The organism is Acidimicrobiales bacterium, from assembly GCA_035630295.1.
Taxonomy (GTDB): domain Bacteria; phylum Actinomycetota; class Acidimicrobiia; order Acidimicrobiales; family Iamiaceae; genus Iamia.
This window is the reverse complement of the sequence record DASQKY010000036.1, coordinates 1-20,505: the sequence shown is the minus strand read 5'-3', so window position 1 is coordinate 20,505 and position 20,505 is coordinate 1. Positions and strand designations below refer to the sequence as shown.

General features: G+C 73.1%; 14 protein-coding genes. 4 read left to right on the top strand and 10 right to left on the bottom strand.

Annotation, left to right across the window (positions count from 1 at the left end):
* On the bottom strand, nucleotides 1-279 hold a 279-nt coding region (locus tag VEW93_09145; GenBank protein ID HYI61955.1), incomplete at its 3' end, for a phosphoribosylaminoimidazolesuccinocarboxamide synthase.
* 88 nt (nucleotides 280-367) lie between these two features.
* On the opposite strand from VEW93_09145, the gene VEW93_09140 reads away from it, so the two are divergent.
* Nucleotides 368-1,372, top strand: a complete 1,005-nt coding sequence (locus VEW93_09140; protein HYI61954.1) for a sensor domain-containing diguanylate cyclase — start codon at nucleotides 368-370, stop codon at nucleotides 1,370-1,372.
* Between the two features lie 5 nt (nucleotides 1,373-1,377).
* Here the strand turns inward: VEW93_09140 and purB are convergent, their stop codons facing one another.
* Nucleotides 1,378-2,802, bottom strand: a complete 1,425-nt coding sequence (gene purB, locus VEW93_09135) for an adenylosuccinate lyase (GenBank protein ID HYI61953.1) — start codon at nucleotides 2,800-2,802, stop codon at nucleotides 1,378-1,380.
* Between the two features lie 102 nt (nucleotides 2,803-2,904).
* On the opposite strand from purB, the gene VEW93_09130 reads away from it, so the two are divergent.
* The gene (locus tag VEW93_09130; protein ID HYI61952.1) at nucleotides 2,905-3,291 is read left to right on the top strand and encodes a B-box zinc finger protein; all 387 of its coding nucleotides are present in this window, start codon (nucleotides 2,905-2,907) and stop codon (nucleotides 3,289-3,291) included.
* 45 nt (nucleotides 3,292-3,336) lie between these two features.
* On the opposite strand, the gene purE is transcribed toward VEW93_09130, so the two are convergent.
* The 6 genes from purE to VEW93_09100 all read right to left on the bottom strand — a co-directional run bounded on the left by purE (nucleotide 3,337) and on the right by VEW93_09100 (nucleotide 10,593).
* Nucleotides 3,337-3,816: a 5-(carboxyamino)imidazole ribonucleotide mutase gene (gene purE / locus VEW93_09125; GenBank protein HYI61951.1), complete on the bottom strand. Its 480-nt coding sequence runs from the start codon at nucleotides 3,814-3,816 to the stop codon at nucleotides 3,337-3,339.
* 97 nt (nucleotides 3,817-3,913) lie between these two features.
* A complete protein-coding gene (gene purD / locus VEW93_09120) occupies nucleotides 3,914-5,134 on the bottom strand; it encodes a phosphoribosylamine--glycine ligase (GenBank protein ID HYI61950.1) in 1,221 nt (406 codons plus the stop codon).
* 70 nt (nucleotides 5,135-5,204) lie between these two features.
* A complete protein-coding gene (locus VEW93_09115) occupies nucleotides 5,205-6,542 on the bottom strand; it encodes an adenylosuccinate synthase (protein HYI61949.1) in 1,338 nt (445 codons plus the stop codon).
* A 56-nt stretch (nucleotides 6,543-6,598) separates the two neighbouring features.
* Complete coding sequence (locus VEW93_09110) at nucleotides 6,599-7,042, bottom strand: hypothetical protein (protein ID HYI61948.1); 444 nt, start codon at nucleotides 7,040-7,042, stop codon at nucleotides 6,599-6,601.
* 39 nt (nucleotides 7,043-7,081) lie between these two features.
* A complete protein-coding gene (locus tag VEW93_09105; GenBank protein ID HYI61947.1) occupies nucleotides 7,082-8,695 on the bottom strand; it encodes a PQQ-binding-like beta-propeller repeat protein in 1,614 nt (537 codons plus the stop codon).
* A gap of 68 nt (nucleotides 8,696-8,763) precedes the next feature.
* Entirely contained in the window at nucleotides 8,764-10,593 is a 1,830-nt protein-coding gene (locus VEW93_09100; protein ID HYI61946.1) for a DUF4214 domain-containing protein, read from the bottom strand.
* A gap of 237 nt (nucleotides 10,594-10,830) precedes the next feature.
* On the opposite strand from VEW93_09100, the gene VEW93_09095 reads away from it, so the two are divergent.
* Together VEW93_09095 and VEW93_09090 are read left to right on the top strand one after the other, a co-directional pair.
* The gene (locus tag VEW93_09095; protein ID HYI61945.1) at nucleotides 10,831-10,992 is read left to right on the top strand and encodes a hypothetical protein; all 162 of its coding nucleotides are present in this window, start codon (nucleotides 10,831-10,833) and stop codon (nucleotides 10,990-10,992) included.
* Between the two features lie 325 nt (nucleotides 10,993-11,317).
* Nucleotides 11,318-13,174: a DEAD/DEAH box helicase gene (locus VEW93_09090; GenBank protein HYI61944.1), complete on the top strand. Its 1,857-nt coding sequence runs from the start codon at nucleotides 11,318-11,320 to the stop codon at nucleotides 13,172-13,174.
* 100 nt (nucleotides 13,175-13,274) lie between these two features.
* On the opposite strand, the gene VEW93_09085 is transcribed toward VEW93_09090, so the two are convergent.
* Both VEW93_09085 and VEW93_09080 read right to left on the bottom strand, forming a co-directional pair.
* Nucleotides 13,275-16,508 (bottom strand): Ig-like domain repeat protein, encoded by a 3,234-nt coding sequence (locus tag VEW93_09085; protein ID HYI61943.1) that lies wholly within the window; start codon nucleotides 16,506-16,508, stop codon nucleotides 13,275-13,277.
* A 525-nt stretch (nucleotides 16,509-17,033) separates the two neighbouring features.
* Nucleotides 17,034-20,222, bottom strand: a complete 3,189-nt coding sequence (locus VEW93_09080) for an Ig-like domain repeat protein (GenBank protein HYI61942.1) — start codon at nucleotides 20,220-20,222, stop codon at nucleotides 17,034-17,036.
* Nucleotides 20,223-20,505 lie beyond the last annotated feature (283 nt).

The following is a 20,505-nucleotide window of genomic DNA, read 5'->3' as shown; positions in this document are numbered from 1 at the left end:
CAGCATCGCCCGCCCGGCGATCGACGGGTCCTGGGCCTCGGCGGGCATGTCCTCCAGCTCGGTGGAGATGAGGTGGCCCGGCACCACGTCGGCCAGGTGGTCGAACCAGAAGGCGGACATGGCGGTGAGGACCCGGCCCTTGTCCGGGATCGGCTCGGCCATCACCACGTCGAACGCCGACAGGCGGTCCGACGTGACCATGAGCAACCGGTCGTCGCCGGCGTCGTAGATGTCTCTGACCTTGCCCGAGGCCACGTGAGGGAGGGAGATGGCTGCCATCGTCGGGAAACTACCGGTCACACGGGCCCTGGTCGCCATGGCATTAGGTTCTGGCCGACCCGCTTCAGCCACCAGGCGGAGAACGACGTTGAAGGCCCCCATCCCGGCCGACGAGGCCCGGCGCCTCGCGGCACTGCACCGGTACGGCATCCTCGACGCTCCGACCGACCCCGATCTCGAGGCGCTCACCCGGCTGGCCGCCTTCGTCGCCGGCTGCGAGGTGGCCGTCGTCAACCTGATCGACGCCGACCGGCAGGTGCAGGCGGCGGCCACCGGCACCGAGGCGGGGATCGTGCCCCGGCAGGACTCGATGTGCGCCCACGTCGTCGCCGCCCACGCCCCGATCCACGTGACCGACGCCCGCGACGACCCTCGCTTCGCCGACAACCCCTTCGTGACCGGGGTGATCGGGGAGGTCCGGCTCTACGCCAGCGCCCCGCTCGTCACCCCCGAGGGCTACGCCATCGGCTCCCTGTGCGTGGTCGGCTCCGAGGCCGGCACCCTCTCCGCCGAGCGCCTCGCCGCCCTCGAGGACCTGTCCCACCAGGTCATCCAGCTCCTCGAGCTGCGCCGCCACGTCGAGGACCTGGGCAACGCCCTGGCCGAGGTCGACCACATGGCGGCCCACGACCACCTCACCGGACTGTCCAACCGCCGGCGGTTCATGGAGGAGGTGGCCTCGCGCCTGCGGGGCCGGGAGGCGGTGACCCCGCTGATCGTCTACTGCGACCTCGACGGGTTCAAGCCGATCAACGACGCCCACGGCCACGAGACCGGCGACCTGGTCCTGGTGGCCGTGGCCGAGCGTCTCGAGCGGGCCGTGCGCCACGACGACGTGGTGGCCCGCATCGGGGGCGACGAGTTCGCCGTGCTCTGCACCGACCTGTCCGAGGACGACGTCGCCACCCTCGTCCGGCGTCTCCGGGAGGAGGTCGAGCAGCCGATCACCACGCCCGCGGGCGACGTCACCATCGGTCTCAGCCTGGGGGTGGCGCGGGCCTACGGCGCCGCCGACGTCGACGACCTGCTCCGCGCCGCCGACGAGGCCATGTACGACAACAAGAGGGATCGGCGCCCCCTGGCCGAGAGCTAGAGGAGCTAGAGGATGGCCCCGGGGCGGTAGTCGGCGGCATCGGGGTCGGCGGCCACCAGCCGGTCGACCTCGGCCACGAAGGCGGCGGTCTGGGCCGGGGCCCGGCCCACGAACTCCAGGGGGTCGGCCACGATGCCGGCGATGGCCGCGGCGTCGAGGCCGAGACGCTCGTCGCCGGCCAGCCGGTCGAGCAGGTCGTTGCGCTCGGCGCCCTTCTCCCGCATCTCCAGGGCGACGGCCACGGCGTGATCCTTGATGGCCTCGTGGGCCACCTCGCGGCCGACGCCGGCGCGCACCGCGGCCATCAGCACCTTGGTGGTGGTGAGGAAGGGCAGGTAGCGGTGGAGCTCGCGCTCGACCACGGCGGGGAAGGCGCCGAACTCGTCGAGCACGGTGAGGGTGGTCTCGATCAGCCCGTCGAGGGCGTAGAAGGCGTCGGGCAGGGCGATCCGGCGGACCACCGAGCAGCTGACGTCGCCCTCGTTCCACTGGTCGCCGGCCAGGGCCGTGACCATGGCCAGGTGGCCGCCGAGGATGACCTTCAGCCCGCAGATCCGCTCGGTGGAGCGGGTGTTCATCTTGTGGGGCATGGCCGACGAGCCGACCTGGCCGGGCTTGAACCCCTCGGTGACCAGCTCCTGGCCGGCCATGAGGCGGATGGTGGTGGCCAGGCTGGTGGGCCCGGACGCCACTTGGACCAGGGCCGAGACCACGTCCAGGTCCAGCGAGCGGGGGTAGACCTGGCCCACGTTGGTGAGGACCCGGTCGAAGCCCAGCTCGGCGGCCACCGCGGCCTCCAGGTGGTCGACGGCGTCGTCGCCGCCCAGCAGGTCCAGCATGTCCTGCTGGGTGCCGACCGGGCCCTTGATGCCGCGCAGGGGGTAGCGGGCCAGCAGGTCGTCCAGGCGGCCGAGGGCGACGAGGAGCTCCTGACCGGCGTTGGCGAAGCGCTTGCCCAGCGTGGTGGCCTGGGCCGGCACGTTGTGGCTGCGCCCGGTGAGCACCAGGGCCTCGTGCTCGGCGGCCCGGGCCGCCAGGCGGGCCAGCAGGGCCACCACCCGGCGCCGCACCAGGCGGAGGCCGTCTCGGACCTGGAGCTGCTCGACGTTCTCGGTGAGGTCCCGCGACGTCATCCCGGCGTGGATGGCCTGGTGGCCGGCCAGGGTCGAGAACTCCTCGATGCGGGCCTTCACGTCGTGGCGGGTCACCTGCTCCCGGGCCGCGATGGAGGCCAGGTCGACCTGGTCGACCACTCCCTCGTAAGCCGCGATGGCCCCCGGCGGGACGGCCACGCCCAGCTCGGCCTGGGCCCGGAGCACGGCCAGCCACAGGCGGCGCTCCTGGACGACCTTGGCCTCCGGCGCCCAGATGGCCACCATCTCGGGGCTGGCGTAGCGCTGGGCCAGGACGTTCGGGAGGGCGCTCGTCACCGCCCGATGCTACCCCGGGGCCCCGATCCGCCTCCGGCCGTCGGGACCTCGCCGACCCGGGAACGCTCACGGCTCCTGGCCTGCGGCCGATCCAAGGACGGTATGAGCCCCCGCCGCCCCCACCAGCCGTCGCCGGCCGACGGCGAGTGCTGCGTGCACCACCCGTTCGAGCGGGCCGAGCGGGTGTGCCGGGACTGCGGCCACTGGCTCTGCGACCAGTGCATCGTCACGCCCTGGGGGCCGCGCAAGGCCGCCCTGTGCGTCGACTGCGCCATCGGCCGGGGCGGGGTGCGCACCACCGCGTCCCGGGCGCCGGTGCGGTCGGAGCGGGAGATCCGCAAGCTGGAGCGCCAGACCCGCGACGACGTGGACGGCCCGCTCAGCGCGGCCTCGGCCGCCGCCCTCCACCGGGCCGCGCCGGCCGCCGGGCGGGACGACGCCGAGCCGTCCCGCCGCTCGCGCTTCCGCCGGCTGCGCCCGTCGCCCTGAGCGGCCGCCTCCTGCCCCCGCCGCCGCGTGGCGGGGCGGACCGGCTCAGGTGGCGGGGGGGCCGGCGTTGGCCTCGGCCCGGGCCGCACGATCGGCGGCCACCGCGGCGGCCAGGTCGCCGTCGGTGATGGCCAGCATCTCCACCACCAGCAGGGCGGCGTTGAGCGAGCCGTCGACGGCCACGGTGGCCACCGGCATGCCCCGGGGCATCTGCACCGTGCTGTAGAGCGCGTCGACGCCGTTGAGGGCGCCGCCCGAGAGGGGCACGCCGACGACCGGCAGGGTGGTGTGGGCGGCGACCACGCCGGCCAGGTGGGCGGCCATGCCCGCTCCGCAGATGAAGGCGGCGTAGCCCTCGTCGCGGGCGGTGGAGGCCAGGGCGGCCACCTCGGCCGGGTTGCGGTGGGCGGAGAGGACCCGGACGTCGGCCTCGACGCCGAACTGGGCCAGGGTCTCCCACGCCGGGGCCATCTTCTTGCCGTCGTTGGGTGATCCCATCAGCACGGCGACCTTGTACTGGCTCATGGCCGGACCGTAGGCGGGGCCCCTGCCCACCCGCCACCCGGTGGCGCGAGGGCCCGGCGACCCGAGCGGGCCGACCCGCAGGCGGGACGGGTCGGCGTCAGGCGGGAGCAGCGATGTCGGTGCGGTGGTGCAGGCCGGGCCAGGAGATGCAGGCCATGGCCTCGTACGCGATGGCCCGGGCGGCGGCGGCGTCGGGGCCCCGGCCGACCACGTCGAGCACCCGGCCGCCCGCCGTCACCAGGTGGCCGTCGGCCGCCGCGGCCACCCCGGCGCACAGGACCTCGGCCCCGGGCACGGCGCGGGCCGCGTCGAGGCCGTCGATCACGTCGCCGGTGCGGGGCGAGGTCGGGTAACCCTCGCTGGCCGCCACCACCAGGACGAGGGTGTCGTCGGCCACGCCCACCGGGCCGCCGGCGGGCAGGTCGCCGTCGGCCGCCGCCCCCAGCAGGTCGGCCAGGTCCGAGGTCAGGCGGAGCAGGACGACCTGGCTGTCGGGGTCGCCGAAGCGGACGTTGTACTCGATCAGCTTGGGGCCGTCGGGGGTGAGCATCAGCCCGGCGTAGAGCACGCCCCGGTAGTCGACGCCGTCGGCCCTCAGGGCGGACAGGGTGGGGGCGACGAAGCGCTCGACCACCTCGTCGCCCAGGCCGGCGCGGTCGAACGGGACCGGGGACCACGCCCCCATGCCGCCGGTGTTGGGGCCGCTGTCGCCGTCACCGACGCGCTTGAAGTCCTGGGCCGGCGGGAGGGCGACGGCCCGGGTCCCGTCGCAGAGCACGAACACCGACGCCTCGGGGCCGGTGAGCCCCTCCTCGATGACCACGGTGCGCCCGGCGTCGCCGAACGACGACCCCGACAGCTTGTCGCGCACGTCGTCGGCCGCCTCGTCCAGCGACTCGGTGACCAGCACGCCCTTGCCGGCGGCCAGGCCGTCGGTCTTCACCACGTACAGGCCGGGCAGGGTGCGCAGGAAGGCCAGGGCCGGCTCGACGTCGCGGAAGGTGCCGTAGCGGGCGGTCGGGACCCCGGCGGCGTGGACGACGTCCTTCATGTAGGCCTTGGAGCCCTCCAGGCGGGCCCCGTCGGCGCCGGGGCCGAAGACCCGTCGCCCGGCGGCCCGGAGCCGGTCGGCCAGGCCGTCGACCAGGGGCTGCTCGGGCCCGATGACGTACAGGTCGGCCTCCACCTCCTCGGGCGGAGCGGCCACCGAGCCGGGGATGCCCGGGTTTCCCGGGGTCACCACCACCTCGGCGGTCCGGCCCAGGGCCAGGGCCAGGCCGTGCTCCCGCCCTCCGGAGCCCACCACGCAGACCTTCACGGTGCCTTTCCCGGTCCGGGCCGACGGCTCTCTACCGACGTGCGGGCGGCGACATCCACGACGGTCACCGTCAGCCGTCCCGGCGGTGGACGTACTGGGCCCGGCCCGGGCCGGTGCCGACCAGGGTGACCGGCACCCCGACCTCGGACTCCAGCCGGTCCAGGTAGGCCGAGGCCTCCGGCGGCAGGCCGCCCGGCTCGGTCACCGACGAGAGGTCGGTCCCCCAGCCCGGCATCTCCTCGTACACCGGCACCGCGGCGTGGAGGTCGCTCTGGTGGTACGGCAGGGTGGTGACCCGCTTGCCCCCCACCTCGTAGGCCACGCACACCTTCACCGTGTCCAGGGTGTCGAGGATGTCGAGCTTGGTCACGGCCAGCTCGGAGAGGGAGTTGAGCCGCACGGCGTGGCGGAGCATCACCGCGTCGAACCAGCCCGGCCGGCGCCGGCGGCCGGTGTTGACGCCGTACTCGCGGCCCACGTCCACGAAGTGGTCGCCCAGGCGGATCTCCTCCTCGGAGGCGCCGTCGCGGTCCTTGGCCCCCACCGCGTCGTAGCTCATGGCCAGCTCGGTGGGGAACGGGCCGGTGCCCACCCGGGTGACGTACGCCTTGGCCACGCCGATCACCCGGTCGATGTAGCGGGGGCCGACCCCGGCCCCGGTGCACACGCCGCCGGCCACCGGGTTGGACGAGGTGACGAACGGATAGGTGCCGTGGTCCAGGTCGAGGAAGGTGGCCTGGGCCCCCTCGAAGAGCACGTGCTGGCCGGCCTCCAGGGCGTCGTGGACCAGGTTCACGGTGTCGGCGATGTGGTCCTCGAGGCGGGGCCGGTACTCGTCCAGGTACTGCTGGGCGATCTCGTCCACGTCCAGGGGGAGCTGGTTGAACACCTTGGCCAGGACCTGGTTCTTCTCCTTGGCCAGGGCCTCGAGCTTGGCCCGGAAGATCTTGGCGTCGAGGAGGTCCTGCACCCGCAGGCCCACCCGGGACGACTTGTCGGCGTAGGCCGGCCCGATGCCCCGCTTGGTGGTGCCGAGCTTGGAGCGGCCCAGGCGCCGCTCGGTGAGTCGGTCGATCTCCTGGTGGAAGGGCAGGATCAGGTGGGCGTTGCCGCTCACCTTGAGCCGGGACACGTCCACGCCCCGGCGGGCGAAGGTGTCCATCTCGGCCAACAGGACCTTGGGGTCGACCACCACGCCGTTGCCGATGACGGGGGTGATGTGGTCGTAGAGGATCCCGCTGGGCAGGAGCTGCAGGGCGTACTGCTCACCGTCGACCACCAGCGTGTGGCCGGCGTTGTGGCCGCCCTGGTAGCGGACCACCATCGACGCCTCCTTGGCGACGAGGTCGGTGAACCTTCCCTTGCCCTCGTCACCCCACTGGGTGCCGACAAGGACGGTGGCGGGCACGGTGGTCTCCTCGGGTGCCGAACAGGACGGTCGGCAACGCTACCCGCGGGGCCGGATCAGACCCGCCCGCACACCTTCATGCCGTAGCTGGAGAACCGGCGGCGCAGGTCTTCGTCCTCGCTGACCAGGGCCCGGCCCCGGCCGGGGCTGGCGTGGAGCAGGTCGACCTGGTGGTCCAGATCGGCGTACAGGCCGGCCAGATAGGTCTCGTCGCCCTCGGGGGGGCGGATGCCCTGCAGGGACCGGGTCATCTTCCGGTACTCCGGCACGAGCTCGGCCCGGACCCACCGTTCGCTGCGGCTGGGGTCGGGGGCGGCCTCCTGCTCCTCGACGATCTCGTCGACCTCACCCTCGTGGGCGGTGCAGACCTGGTCGGCGGCCACGGCGTACTGGGCCTGGGACGGGCCCGCGCTCACCTGCGAGCAGCCGGCCGCCACGCCGAGGGCGAGGAGGAGGGCCAGGGGGCGCCACGCGCTGCGGCGACCGCCGGTGCGAACCATGGAACCCTCATCGGCGGGCCGTGGCCCACCATGAGCCGGTCAGGGATCGCCCAGCGCGTAGAACTTGCCGCCGCGGGCGCCGACGTAGATCCGGCCGTCCCACACCGCGGGGGTGGACTCCACGCAGCCCTCCAGCTCCACCGCCCACAGCTCGGGTGGCTCGACCCTGGGGTCCGACAGGTCGAAGCCGTGGAGCACCCCGTTGCAGTCGCCCTGGACCCACACGTCGTCCACCACCACCGGGGACGACCAGGTGGGGCCGGGCAGGTCCTTCTCCCACAGGACCTCGCCCGTCTCCCGGTCGACGCCCACGATGCGCCCGCCGTCGGTGGGGGCGATGACCACCCCGCCGGCGATGGCCGGCGTGGCCCACATGCCCCCGTCGTCGGCCACCGACCACACCAGCGGATCGTCGGGCCGGGTGGGGTCGAGCTTGATGAGCTGGCCGACCTCGGCGTTGCGCTCGGCGCTGGAGCTGCGGTCCACCTCCTGGGCCACGTAGAGCATCCCCTCCTCGTCGACCACGATGGAGGCGTCGGTGTCGTCACCGGTCCAGAACCGGAAGGTGCGCCGGGGCTCCTCGCCGTCGGCCAGCCCGCCGATGTCCCAGCCCTGGACCAGCCCGCCGGAGTTGGTGAAGTAGACGGTGTCGCCCGAGATGGCCAGCGAGTCCTCGATGGACACGTCGTCCTGGCGGCTGCCCGAGCCGGACAGGTCGGCGGTCAGCTCCTCGTCCCAGCCCGGGGCGTGGAACACGATCTCGGGGTCCACGGTGACCAGGCCCTCGGCGTCCCGGCCCCGGTTGAGCTTGATGACGTACCACTGGCCGTTCTCGCCCCCTTCGAACAGGTAGTCGTCGATGACGAGGGGGGAGCTGTCCCAGTCGTCGTTCCACTTGGTGGGCGAGACGTCCTCGGCGTTCATGCTCCACAGGCTCTCGGCCGCCGGGCGGTCGGTGGCGATGACGTGGAAGTCGGCCCGGCTGCCGCTGTAGAGCAGGGGGAAGCCGTCGGGGTCGCGGGTGACCGACCCCTTGACGATGTCGCCGATGTCGAAGGGCTCGATCAGGTCGGTGCCGTCGGTGGCGTCCAGGAAGTGGACGTTCTTGTCGTAGGCCCCGAACCCCACCCAGGTCGTGTCGCCGTCCTCCCACACCGAGGGCTGGCCCGTCCACCCGGTGCCGCACCAGGTCTTCGACTGGCCGCCCACCGCCGACTCGCCGCAGAAGCCGCCCTCGCCGGGGACGCTCCAGAGCACCTCGGGGGCGGTGGGCATGGGGCCGGAGCCGTAGTAGGAGCGGGTCGGGTTGCCCCGGAAGGTGAGCAGGCCCGACACCTCGGTGGTCCACGGGTTGCCCGACGAGGCGGGGTCGACCCACCCGTCGTAGCCGGACTCGTTGGCGGTGGGGCCGTCGGGGCCGGGGGCCGGGGCGGAGGAGGGGCCGCCGTCGGGGCCGGCCGCCGCCTCCCCGTCGTCGTCGCCGGTGGACGACGAGCCGCGGTCGCCGACGATGCCGGCACCGGTCACCCGCTCGTTGACGCAGGCGAAGCCGAGCAGCGACAGCACCAGGACCACGGCGAGGCTGCGCTGCTGGCGCCGTCGCTTGGTGGCGGAGCGGATGAGCCGCCCCTGGCGGGGCCCGTCGGGGAGCACGGGGCCATGCTACGGACGTGCCGTCGCCCGATCGGTGACGGCGCGAGGCAGGTCGCGTCCCGGCGTCGCTAAGCGCCTCGGGCGTACTCGGGGCTGTGGACGATGGCGCGCACCATGTCGTGGTTGTCGTCGCCGGCCCCGAAGCGCTGGGTCCAGTAGGTCCAGTCGGCTCGGGCCGGGCCCCGGCGCAGCAGGGAGAACCAGGCCCGGGTCACGCTGGTCACGGCGTGGGTGATCCAGATGTGCTCCGGCGACTCGGAGAACAGGGTCAGGACCTCGGCCCGGGTGGTGCCCGAGGCCAGGCGCCGGGTCCAGTACTGCAGGCCGGAGGCATCGGCTCCCCGGCCCAGCACGTTGCGGTACAGCTCCTCCACGTAGGCGGCGTCGCCGAGGGCGTCGTAGCGGGCCCGGAACTCCGGCGTGGCGCTGAAGGCGGCCGCGAACCAGCGGACCGATCGCCCGCGGTCGCGCTGGCTCACCCAGTAGGCCAGGCCCGGGGCGTCGGGGGGCCGGGTGAAGGCGGCCCGGTAGATGCGGTCGACCATGCCGATCCGGGCGTCGGTGCCGGGGGCGAAGACGAGGTCGTGGACGACGTTGTCGCGGGGGTACCCGGCCCGGACCACCAGGCTGGCGTCGCGGGCCGCGGCGCTGGAGCGCACGTCACGGCCGGCGGCGTCGTCGCGGACCCGGTCGAAGAACCGCAGGCCGGTGGACGCCGGCGCCCACCGGCTGGGGGCCGCGGTCGAGGCGATGCGCCCGGCCACGTCGGAGCGGAGCTGGGCCAGGCGGGCGTAGGTCAGGTCGCCCGGGCACGAGGTGAGCCCCGAGTCGCGGTGGCCCTGGATGGTGGGGAGGTGCACCACCCGGCCCGCGGCGTACTTGGGGCTGCCCCGGCTGGTGATGGCGATGGTGGCCCGGGGGTCGACGTCGTGGATGGACAGCTTCCAGGCCAGCAGGTCGCGCAGGGCGACCATGGCCGCCCCCGAGGGGGCGGTGGCCGGGGGCGAGGCGCCGGGTTGGTGCTGGCCGAGCAGGGCCACGCCGACGCTGTCGGTGTTGAAGCCCTTGGCGTGGCCGCCCATGACCGGGTCGTGGAGGCTGCCGCTGCGGCCCTGCCACACGCCCCCGAAGCGGTCGACGAAGAACGTGTAGGCGATGTCGCACCACCCGTTGGTCTGGGTGTGGAACCGGTACATGCCGGCCAGCAGGCCGGGCACGTCGCCGGGCCCGTAGGTGTTGGAGCTGACCGTGTGGTGGACCACGGCGAAGCGGAGCTGGTCCATCACCGCCGGCGCCGCCGTGCAGCCCGAGCGCCACCCCTGCCAGCCGCCGGGCGCCCACTCGGCCCGGGTGTGGATGGGCGGCCCCCCGGCCGGCGTGGCCGCCACGTCGAGGGCGGCCCGGGCCGTGCCGGCGGAGCCCTCGTGGGCCATGGCCTCCAGCTGCAGGTCGGTGGGCTCGCCGTGCACGACGCGGACGGCGACGGTGTCGACCCCGGCGCGGCCCAGCCAGGCCGGGCCGGCGCCGAGACGGCCGGTGCCCTCGGCGTCGGGGAGGTCGGCGTGGAGGCCGGCCCAGTCGGTCCACGGGCCGGAGCCGGACCGGCCCCGGATCTCGACCTCGACATCGGCCGGGCCCCGCCACGAGACGCCGACCATCTGGGTGCCCGGGGCCACGTCCACCTCGGTGGTCCAGCCCGCGGCGGGGGCCCCGGCCCGGGCCCGCCCGTCGGTGAGGGTGATGGTCTGGGAGCGCAGCTCCCCGGTGGGGGTGGGGGTGGTGGTGGCCTCGACCACCCGCGGGGCGGGCCCGGTGGGGGCGCCGCCGGCCGGCGTGGGCGCGGTGGCGGCCAGGACCGCCAGGGCGCCGGCCACCGCCATCCGTCGTCGTGCACGCACGCTCCGTCTCCTGTCCTCGTCGCCGCCCGCGACCCGGGCCCAGGCTCGCACACCCCCACCCATGTGTCGATCGGGTGACGATCCCGGCGCCGGCGAGGGCACGCGACCCCGGCCCGGGCGGCTCGGGCGGGCCGCCGAGCGGAGCGGCCGGCGAGGGCCCCGCCGACGGCCGGCCCGGCCGTGGCGCGCCGGGTACTGTCCGCTCCCTTCACCGCCTCACGGATGATCGGGTGCGCCATGCCGAGGTACGAGTACGACACCGACGTCAACAAGGGCAGCATCAACATGCGCTCGCTGTCCTCGACCCTCAACAAGCGCGGGGCCGAGGGCTGGCGCCTGGCCCAGGCGTTCCAGGAGGGCGGCAACACCATCCTGATCTTCGAGCGCGTCGCCGGCTGAACGCCGACCCCCCGGCAGCCCGGGCCGTCAGGGCGGCGGGCGCCGGTTCCGGACGGCGATGGTTCCCGCGGCCAGCACCACCACCAGCAGCGCGCCGATGATGAGGACCTCGACCACACTGACGCGCGCCACCACCACCCGACCAGTGTGCCCGGCGCGCCCCCGCCCACCGCCGATCGGGTGGTCGGAGGGCCACGGGCCGTACGCTGGAGCGCCCCCTCACCGCCGGTGAGAGCCCTGGGCCCGGCCTGGTGGCCGCGCCCGCCCCGAGGAGCGAACGATCGACACCCCCGACGCCACCGGCGCGCCCGACGCCGACGAGACGATGCCGCCCGAGGCCCCGCCCGAGCCCCCGGCCGGTGAGACGATCCCGCCCGAGGCCTCGGCCGACGGGACGGCCCGAGCTGAGCCCGACGCTCACGCCGGGGCCCCGTCCGACCCGGGGGAGGACGCCGGGCCGGCCTTCACCGACCTGGGCCTCCGACCCGAGCTGATCGAGACCCTGGCCGGTCTGGGCTACGAGGAGCCGACGCCCATCCAGCGCGAGGCCATCCCTCCGGTGATCGGCGGCCGGGACCTGTTGGGCCAGGCCGCCACCGGCACCGGCAAGACGGCGGCCTTCGCCCTTCCCCTCCTCCAGCGCCTGGGCGGCGGCGACCGTGGGCCGGCCCCCTCCGCCCTGGTCCTGGTGCCCACCCGGGAGCTGGCCGTGCAGGTGTCCGAGGCCGTCCACCGCTACGGGCGGGCCCTCGGGGCCCGGGTGCTGCCCATCTACGGGGGCCAGCCCATCTTCCGCCAGCTCCGAGCCCTGCATGACGGCGTGGACGTGGTGGTGGCCACCCCGGGCCGGGCCATCGACCACCTCGAGCGGGGCTCCCTGCGGCTCGACGCCCTGGCCACCGTGGTGCTGGACGAGGCCGACGAGATGCTCGACATGGGCTTCGCCGAGGACATCGAGTCCATCCTCGACCGGGCCCCCGACGGGCGCCAGACCGTCCTGTTCTCGGCCACCATGCCCCCCCGCATCGGGGCCATCGCCCGCCGCCACCTCCGCGACCCCGTCCGCCTGGAGATGGGCCGGGAGGCCACGGCACCGGGCCAGGCCCCCCGGGTCCGCCAGGTGGCCTACCTGGTCCGCCGGCCCCACAAGGCCACCGCCCTGGGCCGCATCCTGGACGTCGAGGCCCCGACCGCGGCCCTCGTCTTCTGCCGGACCCGGGCCGAGGTCGACCAGCTCACCGAGACCCTGAACGGGCGGGGCTACCGGGCCGAGGCCCTCCACGGGGGCATGGGCCAGGAGCAGCGCGACCGGGTGATGAACCGCCTGCGGGGCGGCACCGCCGACCTGCTGGTGGCCACCGACGTGGCCGCCCGGGGCCTGGACGTGGACCAGCTCACCCACGTGGTCAACTACGACGTGCCCTCGGCGCCCGAGGCCTACGTGCACCGCATCGGGCGGGTGGGCCGGGCCGGCCGGGAGGGGGTGGCCATCACCCTGGTCGACCCCCGGGAGCACCGGATGCTCAAGACCATCGAGCGGGCCACCAAGCAGGCCATCGCCTCGGCCCAGGTGCCGACCGTCGCCGACCTCCGCACCCGGCGCCTGCAGCTCACCCGTGACGCCCTGGAGGACCTGCTGGCCGACGACGACCTGGACCACGTGCGGGTGGTGGTCGAGTCCCTCAGCGACGAGCACGACCTGATGGAGATCGCCCTGGCCGCGGTGAAGATGGCCCACGAGGCCACCGCCGGGGCCGGGGGCGACGACGAGCAGGACATCCCGCGGGTCACCCTCCGCGAGGACCGGCCGGCCCGCCCGGACCGGCCCGGGGACCGGGGTGGCGACGGTCGCGAGCACGGTCGCCCGGCCCGGGCCGGCGGCGCCGCCGAGCGGGGCCCCGGGCCCCGGGAGCGGACGGCCCGCACCCAGTCGGGGCCGGCGGAGGGCATGACCCGCCTGTTCGTGGGGGCGGGCCGCGAGGGCCGGGTCCGGCCCGGTGACCTGGTCGGGGCCATCGCCGGCGAGACCAGCCTGACCGGCCGCGACATCGGCCACATCGACATCCAGGAGCGCTTCTCCCTGGTCGAGGTGCCCTCGGGCAAGGTCGACGAGGTCATCGACGGCCTCCAGAACACGACCCTCCGGGGCCGCCGGGTCAAGGTCCGCCGCGAGCGCTACTGAGCCCGGCGCCAGCGTTCTGAGCCCGTCAGCGGGGCCACCGACGGCAGGCCGCCCACCGGGTGACGGTGGGCGGCCCGCGATCAGCTGACCTCGGGGGCGGTCAGTCCTCGGGGTTGGGGTAGCTCTGGGCCCGGGTGTGGAACTCGGTGGTGCCGATGAGCTGGGCGTAGAGCCCTGAGCGCGAACCGGTCGCCCGCAGGTAGGCGATCCCGTCGGTGCGTTCGGCCGCGAACGGGGCCCGGCCCAGGATCTCGTCGTAGGCGTCGACCACCAGGCGACCCAACGGCTCGTCCAGGTTGGCCAGGGTGAGCACCAACGCCCGCCGGGACGTCCCGGCGTCGAGGCGGCCGACCCAGTGGTTCAGGCCCGCGGTGTCGGGGGCCCGGCCCAGGAGCCGGTCATAGACCCGGGTCACGAACCCGGTGTTGGTGGCGCCGGCCTTGGTCCAGAACTCCGGCGACGCGGCCAGATCGGCCAGCAACTGGTCGTAGCGACCGCTGGCCTGGAGACGATCGACCCAGAAGGCTCGACCCGAGGGATCGGCGGGGCGGCCCAGCATGGTCTGGTAGGCGTCATCGACGACACGCCCGACGGCTTCGTCAGTGGCCGAGATCGACCTGGCGAACGTCGAGGCCGAGGCCCCACCATCGAGGCGGCCGGCCCAGTGATCGAACCCGGCCTGATCCGGGCACCGCCCCAGCAGCTCCAGATACACCAGGCGCACCACCGCGGCGTTGCCCGCCTGGGTGAACGCCGCACAGTCGAAGGTGTCGATCACGGTGAGCGGCACGGCCTCCGAGGTGGTGATCGGCACCGTCAGCCCACCCAGGTAGCGGGCGGTCAAGGACCGCTCACCCACCGGGAGTCCGGTGGTGGTCATCGAGGCCTCACCCCGATCGTTCACGTTGGCCACACCGATGGTGGTGGTCCCATCGAGGAACTCGACCACCCCGCCCGACGAGCTCACCGGCCCGGTCACCGCGTCGAGGGTGACCTGGGTACCGGCGCGCACAGTCCCCGTCGGCGCCACCGACAACGTGGTGCCGGCCACGGTGACCTGGCCCAGGGTGACCGGGTCACCGACCGGGTTGCAGATCATGGTCAGGCCGATGCCGTCGAAGTGGACCTTGAACGACTCGATGGTGATCGGCACCACCTCACCAGGCTCCCCCTCGGGCTGGATGATCATGGCGAGGCCTTGGAACTCGACCACCTGGTCGGGATCGCCGGCCGCGTCCATGCGAGTGGTGTTGGTGCGGACCACTCCCGTGGCCGAGGACGTGCCGCCCGTGCTGTAGGCGATCTCCAAGCCGGTGAAGTTGTTGATCACCTCATCGAGGCCCGAGCCGCCGCCGGTGCTGGGACCGCGGTCCAGCAACAGACGCAGCTCCGGGTGGGCCATCGTCACCTCGTCACCGGCGGCCACCACCGAGGGCACCGAGGCGCTGGCCACCACGTTGGCCCGGCCCACATACGTGAAGCCCAGGCCCGGTCGTTCGCACTCGTAGACCGGGGCGAGCCGGTGGGTGACCTCGAACGGGTAGCTGGCCAGGTTGGGCTGGAACAACGAATCGCCCGAGTACCGCAACGTCACAGTGTGCGTCCCCACGTTGGTGGTGGCCGGCACCGGGATCGAGTACGAGTTGTTGCTGCCGTACGGCACCGCCAACTGGTATCCCGCAGACACGGGGGCCTTGGCCGGCAACACACCCACCGGTTGGCCATCGATGAGGAACGACACCGTGCCCGTCGGGGTAACGCCGGCCAGGTTCAGGCTGGTCGGGGGCTTCACGACCAGTGCGTTGAGCTTGACGTTGTTCCCGGCTCGCACCGTGTGGGGTGCGATGGCCGGCGTCGGCGGCACGATGGGAGGGAGGGCGGGGTTGGGGTTGGGGATGCCGGCGTTGCCGGCGGTGATGGTGGAGGCCCGGCGGGTGGCTTCGGTCATGAGGGTCTGACCGGCGGAGGAGGCGAGGGTGGCCTGGATGGCGCCGGTGCCGGGGTCGACGCGCACCAGGGTGAAGGTGATGCGCAGCGGGCCGGGGCAGAGTCGGTTGGTCGCCCCGCAGGCGGTGGCCGACACGGTGCCCACGGCGGGGAGGCCGAGGCGTAGCGCCTCGGTCAATGAAGCTCTCTCGGTCAGGGGGACGCCGGTGCCGGCGCCGATCGACCCGGACAGTCGCTGGTTCGACGAGGAGCCGGTGAAGGTGAGTGGCACGGGGGTGGCGGTGAGGCCCTCGACGCGGTCGAGGGTGATGCGCTGGTCACCGTTGGAGAGCGGCCCGATGGGCCCGGTGCCTTGGGCGCGTTGGATGGCGACGTCGAGGCGGACATTGGCCAGGTCCTCACCGAAGCCGGTGTTCAACGCGGCGACGGTGAAGTCGGTGGGAGCCCCGGCGATCTGCACGAACTGTGGGAGGTCCCAGGTGAGCGCCGGGTTGGACCACACCGTGAACGCGGCTGGTGCGGAGGTGCTGGACCCGAAGATCTCGTCTCCGCCGTAGCGGGCGGTGAGGGTGTGGGTCCCGGCCGAGAGGTCGCTGGTGGTGAAGGTGGCGGTGCCGTCAGGGGCAATGGGCACGGTGCCCAGGATCTGGTTGCCGTCGCGGAAGTCCACGAACCCGGTCGGGTCCTCCGTCGAGATGGCGTCGGGACCTCGGGCCACGGTGGCGGTCATGGTCACCGCCCCGCCGGCCTGGAGCCCACCCTCGGGGGTCACGGCCAGGGCCGTGACGGTGGGGTCCTTGAGGGTCTGCGGGAGCGGGATGTCACCGTGCATGGTCAGGGAGATGGCGTGCCCGGGCCCGCCGAGCTGCTCGTTGACCGCGCTCTTCACGTTGCTCTCACAGGAGGGGCCATCCACGTTGGGGATGGAGAAGTTGCCATCGGCCAGGGTGATCTCACCGGTGACCGGGTCATAGGGCTCGATCGAGGAGAGCGTGATGTCGATGGGCCCGGCGATGCAGTCAGCGACGATGATCGGGTTCGGCCGACCGACCTCGACGTGCAGGTCCACCGTCAGGGCCATCCGCACCGACACCACGCCGCTCTCATCCACCGTCCCGGTCAGGTTCTGGGGCGCGGCCTGGGTGAAGTCGGCGTCGATGTACACATCCGCCACCACCGGGGTGACGATGGGCTGAACGATGCTCACCCGAGGCGTCGTGAACGTCCCCGCCGTGATCGCCCCGGTGCCGCCACCGGTGTCCGGATCCGGGGCGTCGATGGTCCCGGTGATCGAGGTCGGGTTCTGGATCTGGTACGGCTCCTCGGAGCCTCGCAGGGAGAGCTGCCCGCCTCCTTCGACCAGCTGCAGGTCGAGATCCTGAGCCACCCGAGGCTGGCCCGCGGGAGCAGTGGGCGCACCGCCCGTGAGAGGGGCAGCACCCGCAACCGGCGACGGGGACGCCAGCGGGAGGAGCACCAGGGCGGTGAGGGCGGCGACCAGGGCAGCCGCCCACCGGGTCGGCGACGACCCCACCCTGCCTCCAGGCCGAGCGGGCCGATCCCCTGATGAGAGGGGAGCACACGTGGCGGCAAAGCCTCGTGGCTCCCGGAACGGCGCGCGCGCAAGACGACGTCTGAACAACATGCTGAGGGTTCCCCCCTATGTAGTGACAACACGGATGGCACGCTTCGCGAACACCTGCCGGGCGTCGACGTGCCGATCGCCACCTTGTCAGCCCCAACCTTGCCAAAACTGCGCGAGGCGGATCTCTGCGGCGGAGCGCGACGAACGCCCGCGCCTGGGGGGTGGCGCGGGCGTTCGACGCGGCGGCGGCCCGGGCAGGTTGGGCACACCGCTCGGGCGGGCCCGCCCACCCCGGTTGTCCGGTGGGCGGGCCCGCGACCTACGAGGTCAGTCCTCGGGGTTGGGGTGACCCTGGGCCCGGGTGTGGAACTCGGTGGTGCCGATCAACTGCGCATACAGCCCCGACCGGGACCCGGTCGCCCGCAGGTAGGTGATCCCGTCGGTGCGTTCGGCCGCGAACGGGGCCCGGCCCAGGATCTCGTCGTAGGCGTCGTCCACCAGGCGACCCAACGGCTCGTCCAGGTTGGCCAGGGTGAGCACCAACGCCCGGCGTGACGTGCCGGTGTCGAGGCGGCCGACCCAGTGGTTCAGGCCGGCGGTGTCGGGGGTCCGGCCCAGGAGCCGGTCATAGACCCGGGTCACGAACCCGGTGTTGGTGGCTCCGGCCTTGGACCAGAACTCCGGCGACGCGGCCAGATCGGCCAGCAACTGGTCATAGCGACCGCTGGCCTGGAGACGATCGATCCAGAAGGCTCGACCCGAGGGGTCGGCGGGGCGGCCCAGCATGGTTTCGTAGGCGTCATCGACGACACGACCCACCGCTTCGTCGGTGGCCGAGATCGACCTCGCGAAGCTCGATGCGGAGGCCCCACCGTTCAGGCGACCGGTCCAGTGATCGAACCCGATCTGATCCGGGCACCGCCCGAGCAGCTCCAGGTAGACGAGGCGCACCACCGCGGCGTTGCCCGCCTGAGTGAACGCCGCGCAGTCGAAGGCGTCGATCACCGTCAACGGCACCGCCCCGGACGTGGTGACCGGCACGGTCAACCCACCCAGGTAGCGGGCCGTCAAGGACCGCTCACCGACCGGAAGGTCGGCGGTGGTCATCGACGCCTCACCCCGATCATTCACGTCGACCACGCCGATGGTGGTGGCCCCGTCCAGGAACTCCACGAAGCCTCCCGGCGCCGGGGCAGTCACCGCATCGAGGGTGACCTGGGTGCCGGCGCGCACGGTCCCGGTCGGTGACACCGACAAGGTGGTGCCGGCCACGGTGACCTGGCCCAGGGTGATCGGGTCACCGACGGGGTTGCAGATCATGGTCATGCCGGGGCCGTCGAAGTGGACCTTGAACGACTCGATGGTGATCGGCACCACCTCACCAGGCTCCCCCTCCGGGGTCACCGCCATGGACAGGCCGTTGAACTGTGCCACCTGATCCGGATCCCCCGCGGCGTCCATGCGGGTGTTGTTGGTCCGGGTCACGCTCCCCGCGCTGGAAGTGCCACCCGTGCCATAGACCACCTCCAACTCGGTGAACATGCTGAACACCTCGTCAATGCCGGAGCCGGGAATGCTGGGCCCGCGGTCCAACAGCAACCGCAGCTCCGGACGGACCAGCGTCACCTCCTTGCCAGCCACTGCAACCGAGGGCACCGAGGCGCTGGCCACCACGTTGGCCCGCCCCACATAGGCGAAGTTCAGGCCGATGCGCTCACACTCATAGACCGGCGCGACCGGGTGGGCGACCTCGAAGGAGAAGTCGGCGAAGCTCGGCTGGAGCAACGAGTTGCCCGAGTACCGCACCGTCAGCTTGTGCGTTCCTGGCGTCGTGGTCGGTGGTACCGGGATCGAGTAGCTGTTGTTCACACAGCACGGCACGGCCAACCGGTACCCCGCTGACAGAGGCGCCAAGGACGGCAACACGCCGACCGGCTGACTGTCGATGAAGAACGACACCGTGCCCGACGGGGAAACGCCGGCCGTCACGGGGTTCACGTTGAACGCGTTGAGCTTGATGTTGTTCCCGGCCCGCACGGTGTGGGGCGTGACGGCCGGCGTGGCCGGGATGACCGGTGGGAAGCCGGCGTTGCCGGCGGTGATGGTGCTGGTCCGCCGGGTGGCCTCGGTCATGAGCGTGTCACCGGCGGAGGAGGCCAAGGTGGCCTGGACGGCCCCGGTGCCGGGATCGACGCGCACCAGGGTGAAGGTGATGCGCAGCGGCCCGGGGCAGAGCCGGTTGGTGGCCCCGCAGGCCGTGGGCGACACGGTGCCCACGTTCGGGAAGCCCAGGCGCAACGCTTCGGTCAGCGACGCTCCCTCAGCCAGGGGAACGCCGGTGCCGGCGCCGATCGACCCGGCGAGTCGCTGGTTCACCCCCGACCCAGTGAAGGTGAGCGGCACGGGGGTGGCGGCGGGGCCCTCGAGGCGATCGAGGGTGATGCGGGGGGAACCACTGACCGGGCCGATGGGCCCGTTGCCCTGGGCGCGTTGGATGGTCACATCGAGGCGGACGTTGACCAGGTCCTCACCGAAGCCGGTGTTCAACGCGGCGACGGTGAAGTCCGTGGGAGTCGCGAACAGCTGCACGAACTCCGGCAGGTCCCAGGTGAGCGCCGGGTTCGACCACACCGTGAACGCTGCCGGCGTCGAGGTGCTGGACCCGAAGACCTCATCGCTGCCGTAGCGGGCGGTCAGAGCGTGGGTCCCAGCCGGCAGATCGCTGGTGGTGAACACCGCGGTGCCATCCGGCGCCACCGGCACCGTGCCCAAGATCTCCCCATCAGCACGGAAGTCCACGAAACCGCTCGGGTCCTCGGTCGACACCGCGTCGGGTCCTCGGGCCACGGTGGCGGTCATGTCCACCGGACCCCCCGCCTGAGCGCCGCCCTCGGGTGCGACAGCCAGGGTGGTGAGCGTGGGGTCCTTCTGGGTCTGCGGCAACGGGATGTCGCCCTGCATCGTCAGGGAGATGGCGTGCCCGGGGCCGGCGAGCTGGTCGTTGATGGCCCCTTTCACATTGGGCTCACAGTCGGGGCCGCCGGCATCGGGGATGGAGAAGTTGCCGTCAGCCAACGTGACCTCACCGGTGACCGGGTCATAGGGCTCCATCGAGGAGAGGGTGATGTCGATGGGCCCGGCGGTGCAGTCGGTGTCGAGGATCAGCGGGTCACGACCCACATCGACGTGCAGGTCGACGGTGAGGGCCATGCGCACCGAGGCCACGCCGTTCTCATCGACGGTGCCAGTGAGGTTCTGGGGGATGGTCTGGGTGAAGTCGGCGTCGATGTAGACATCGGCCACCAACGGGCTGGTGATGGACTGGACGATGCTCACCTGCGGGGTGGTGAACGTCCCTGCGGTGATCGCTCCGGTGCCGCCGCCGGTGTCGGGGTCGGGGGCGTCGATGGTGCCGGTGATCGAGGTCGGGTTCTCGATCTGGTACGGCTCCTCGGAACCACGGAGGCGCAACTGGCCTCCACCCTCGACCAGTTGCAGGTCGAGCTCTTGGGCCACCCGGGGCGCACCTTCGATGTGCGGCGTGTCGTCCGCGGCAGGGGCGACGGCCGGGGCCGGTGCAGCAGCGGCAGCTGGTGACGTGACCGCCAGCGGGAGCAGGACCAGAGCGGTGAGCGCGGCGACCAGGCCGGCGCCGGCGCGCGTCCGCCAGGGGCGCTCAGACCCCGCGGATCGCGCCCCTGGATCTACCGGGGGGGGGGGGCAAAAGCGAAGGCCAACGCCTTCGACTCAAAGGACGCGGGACGCACAAGACGACGTCTGAACAACATGCTGAGGGTTC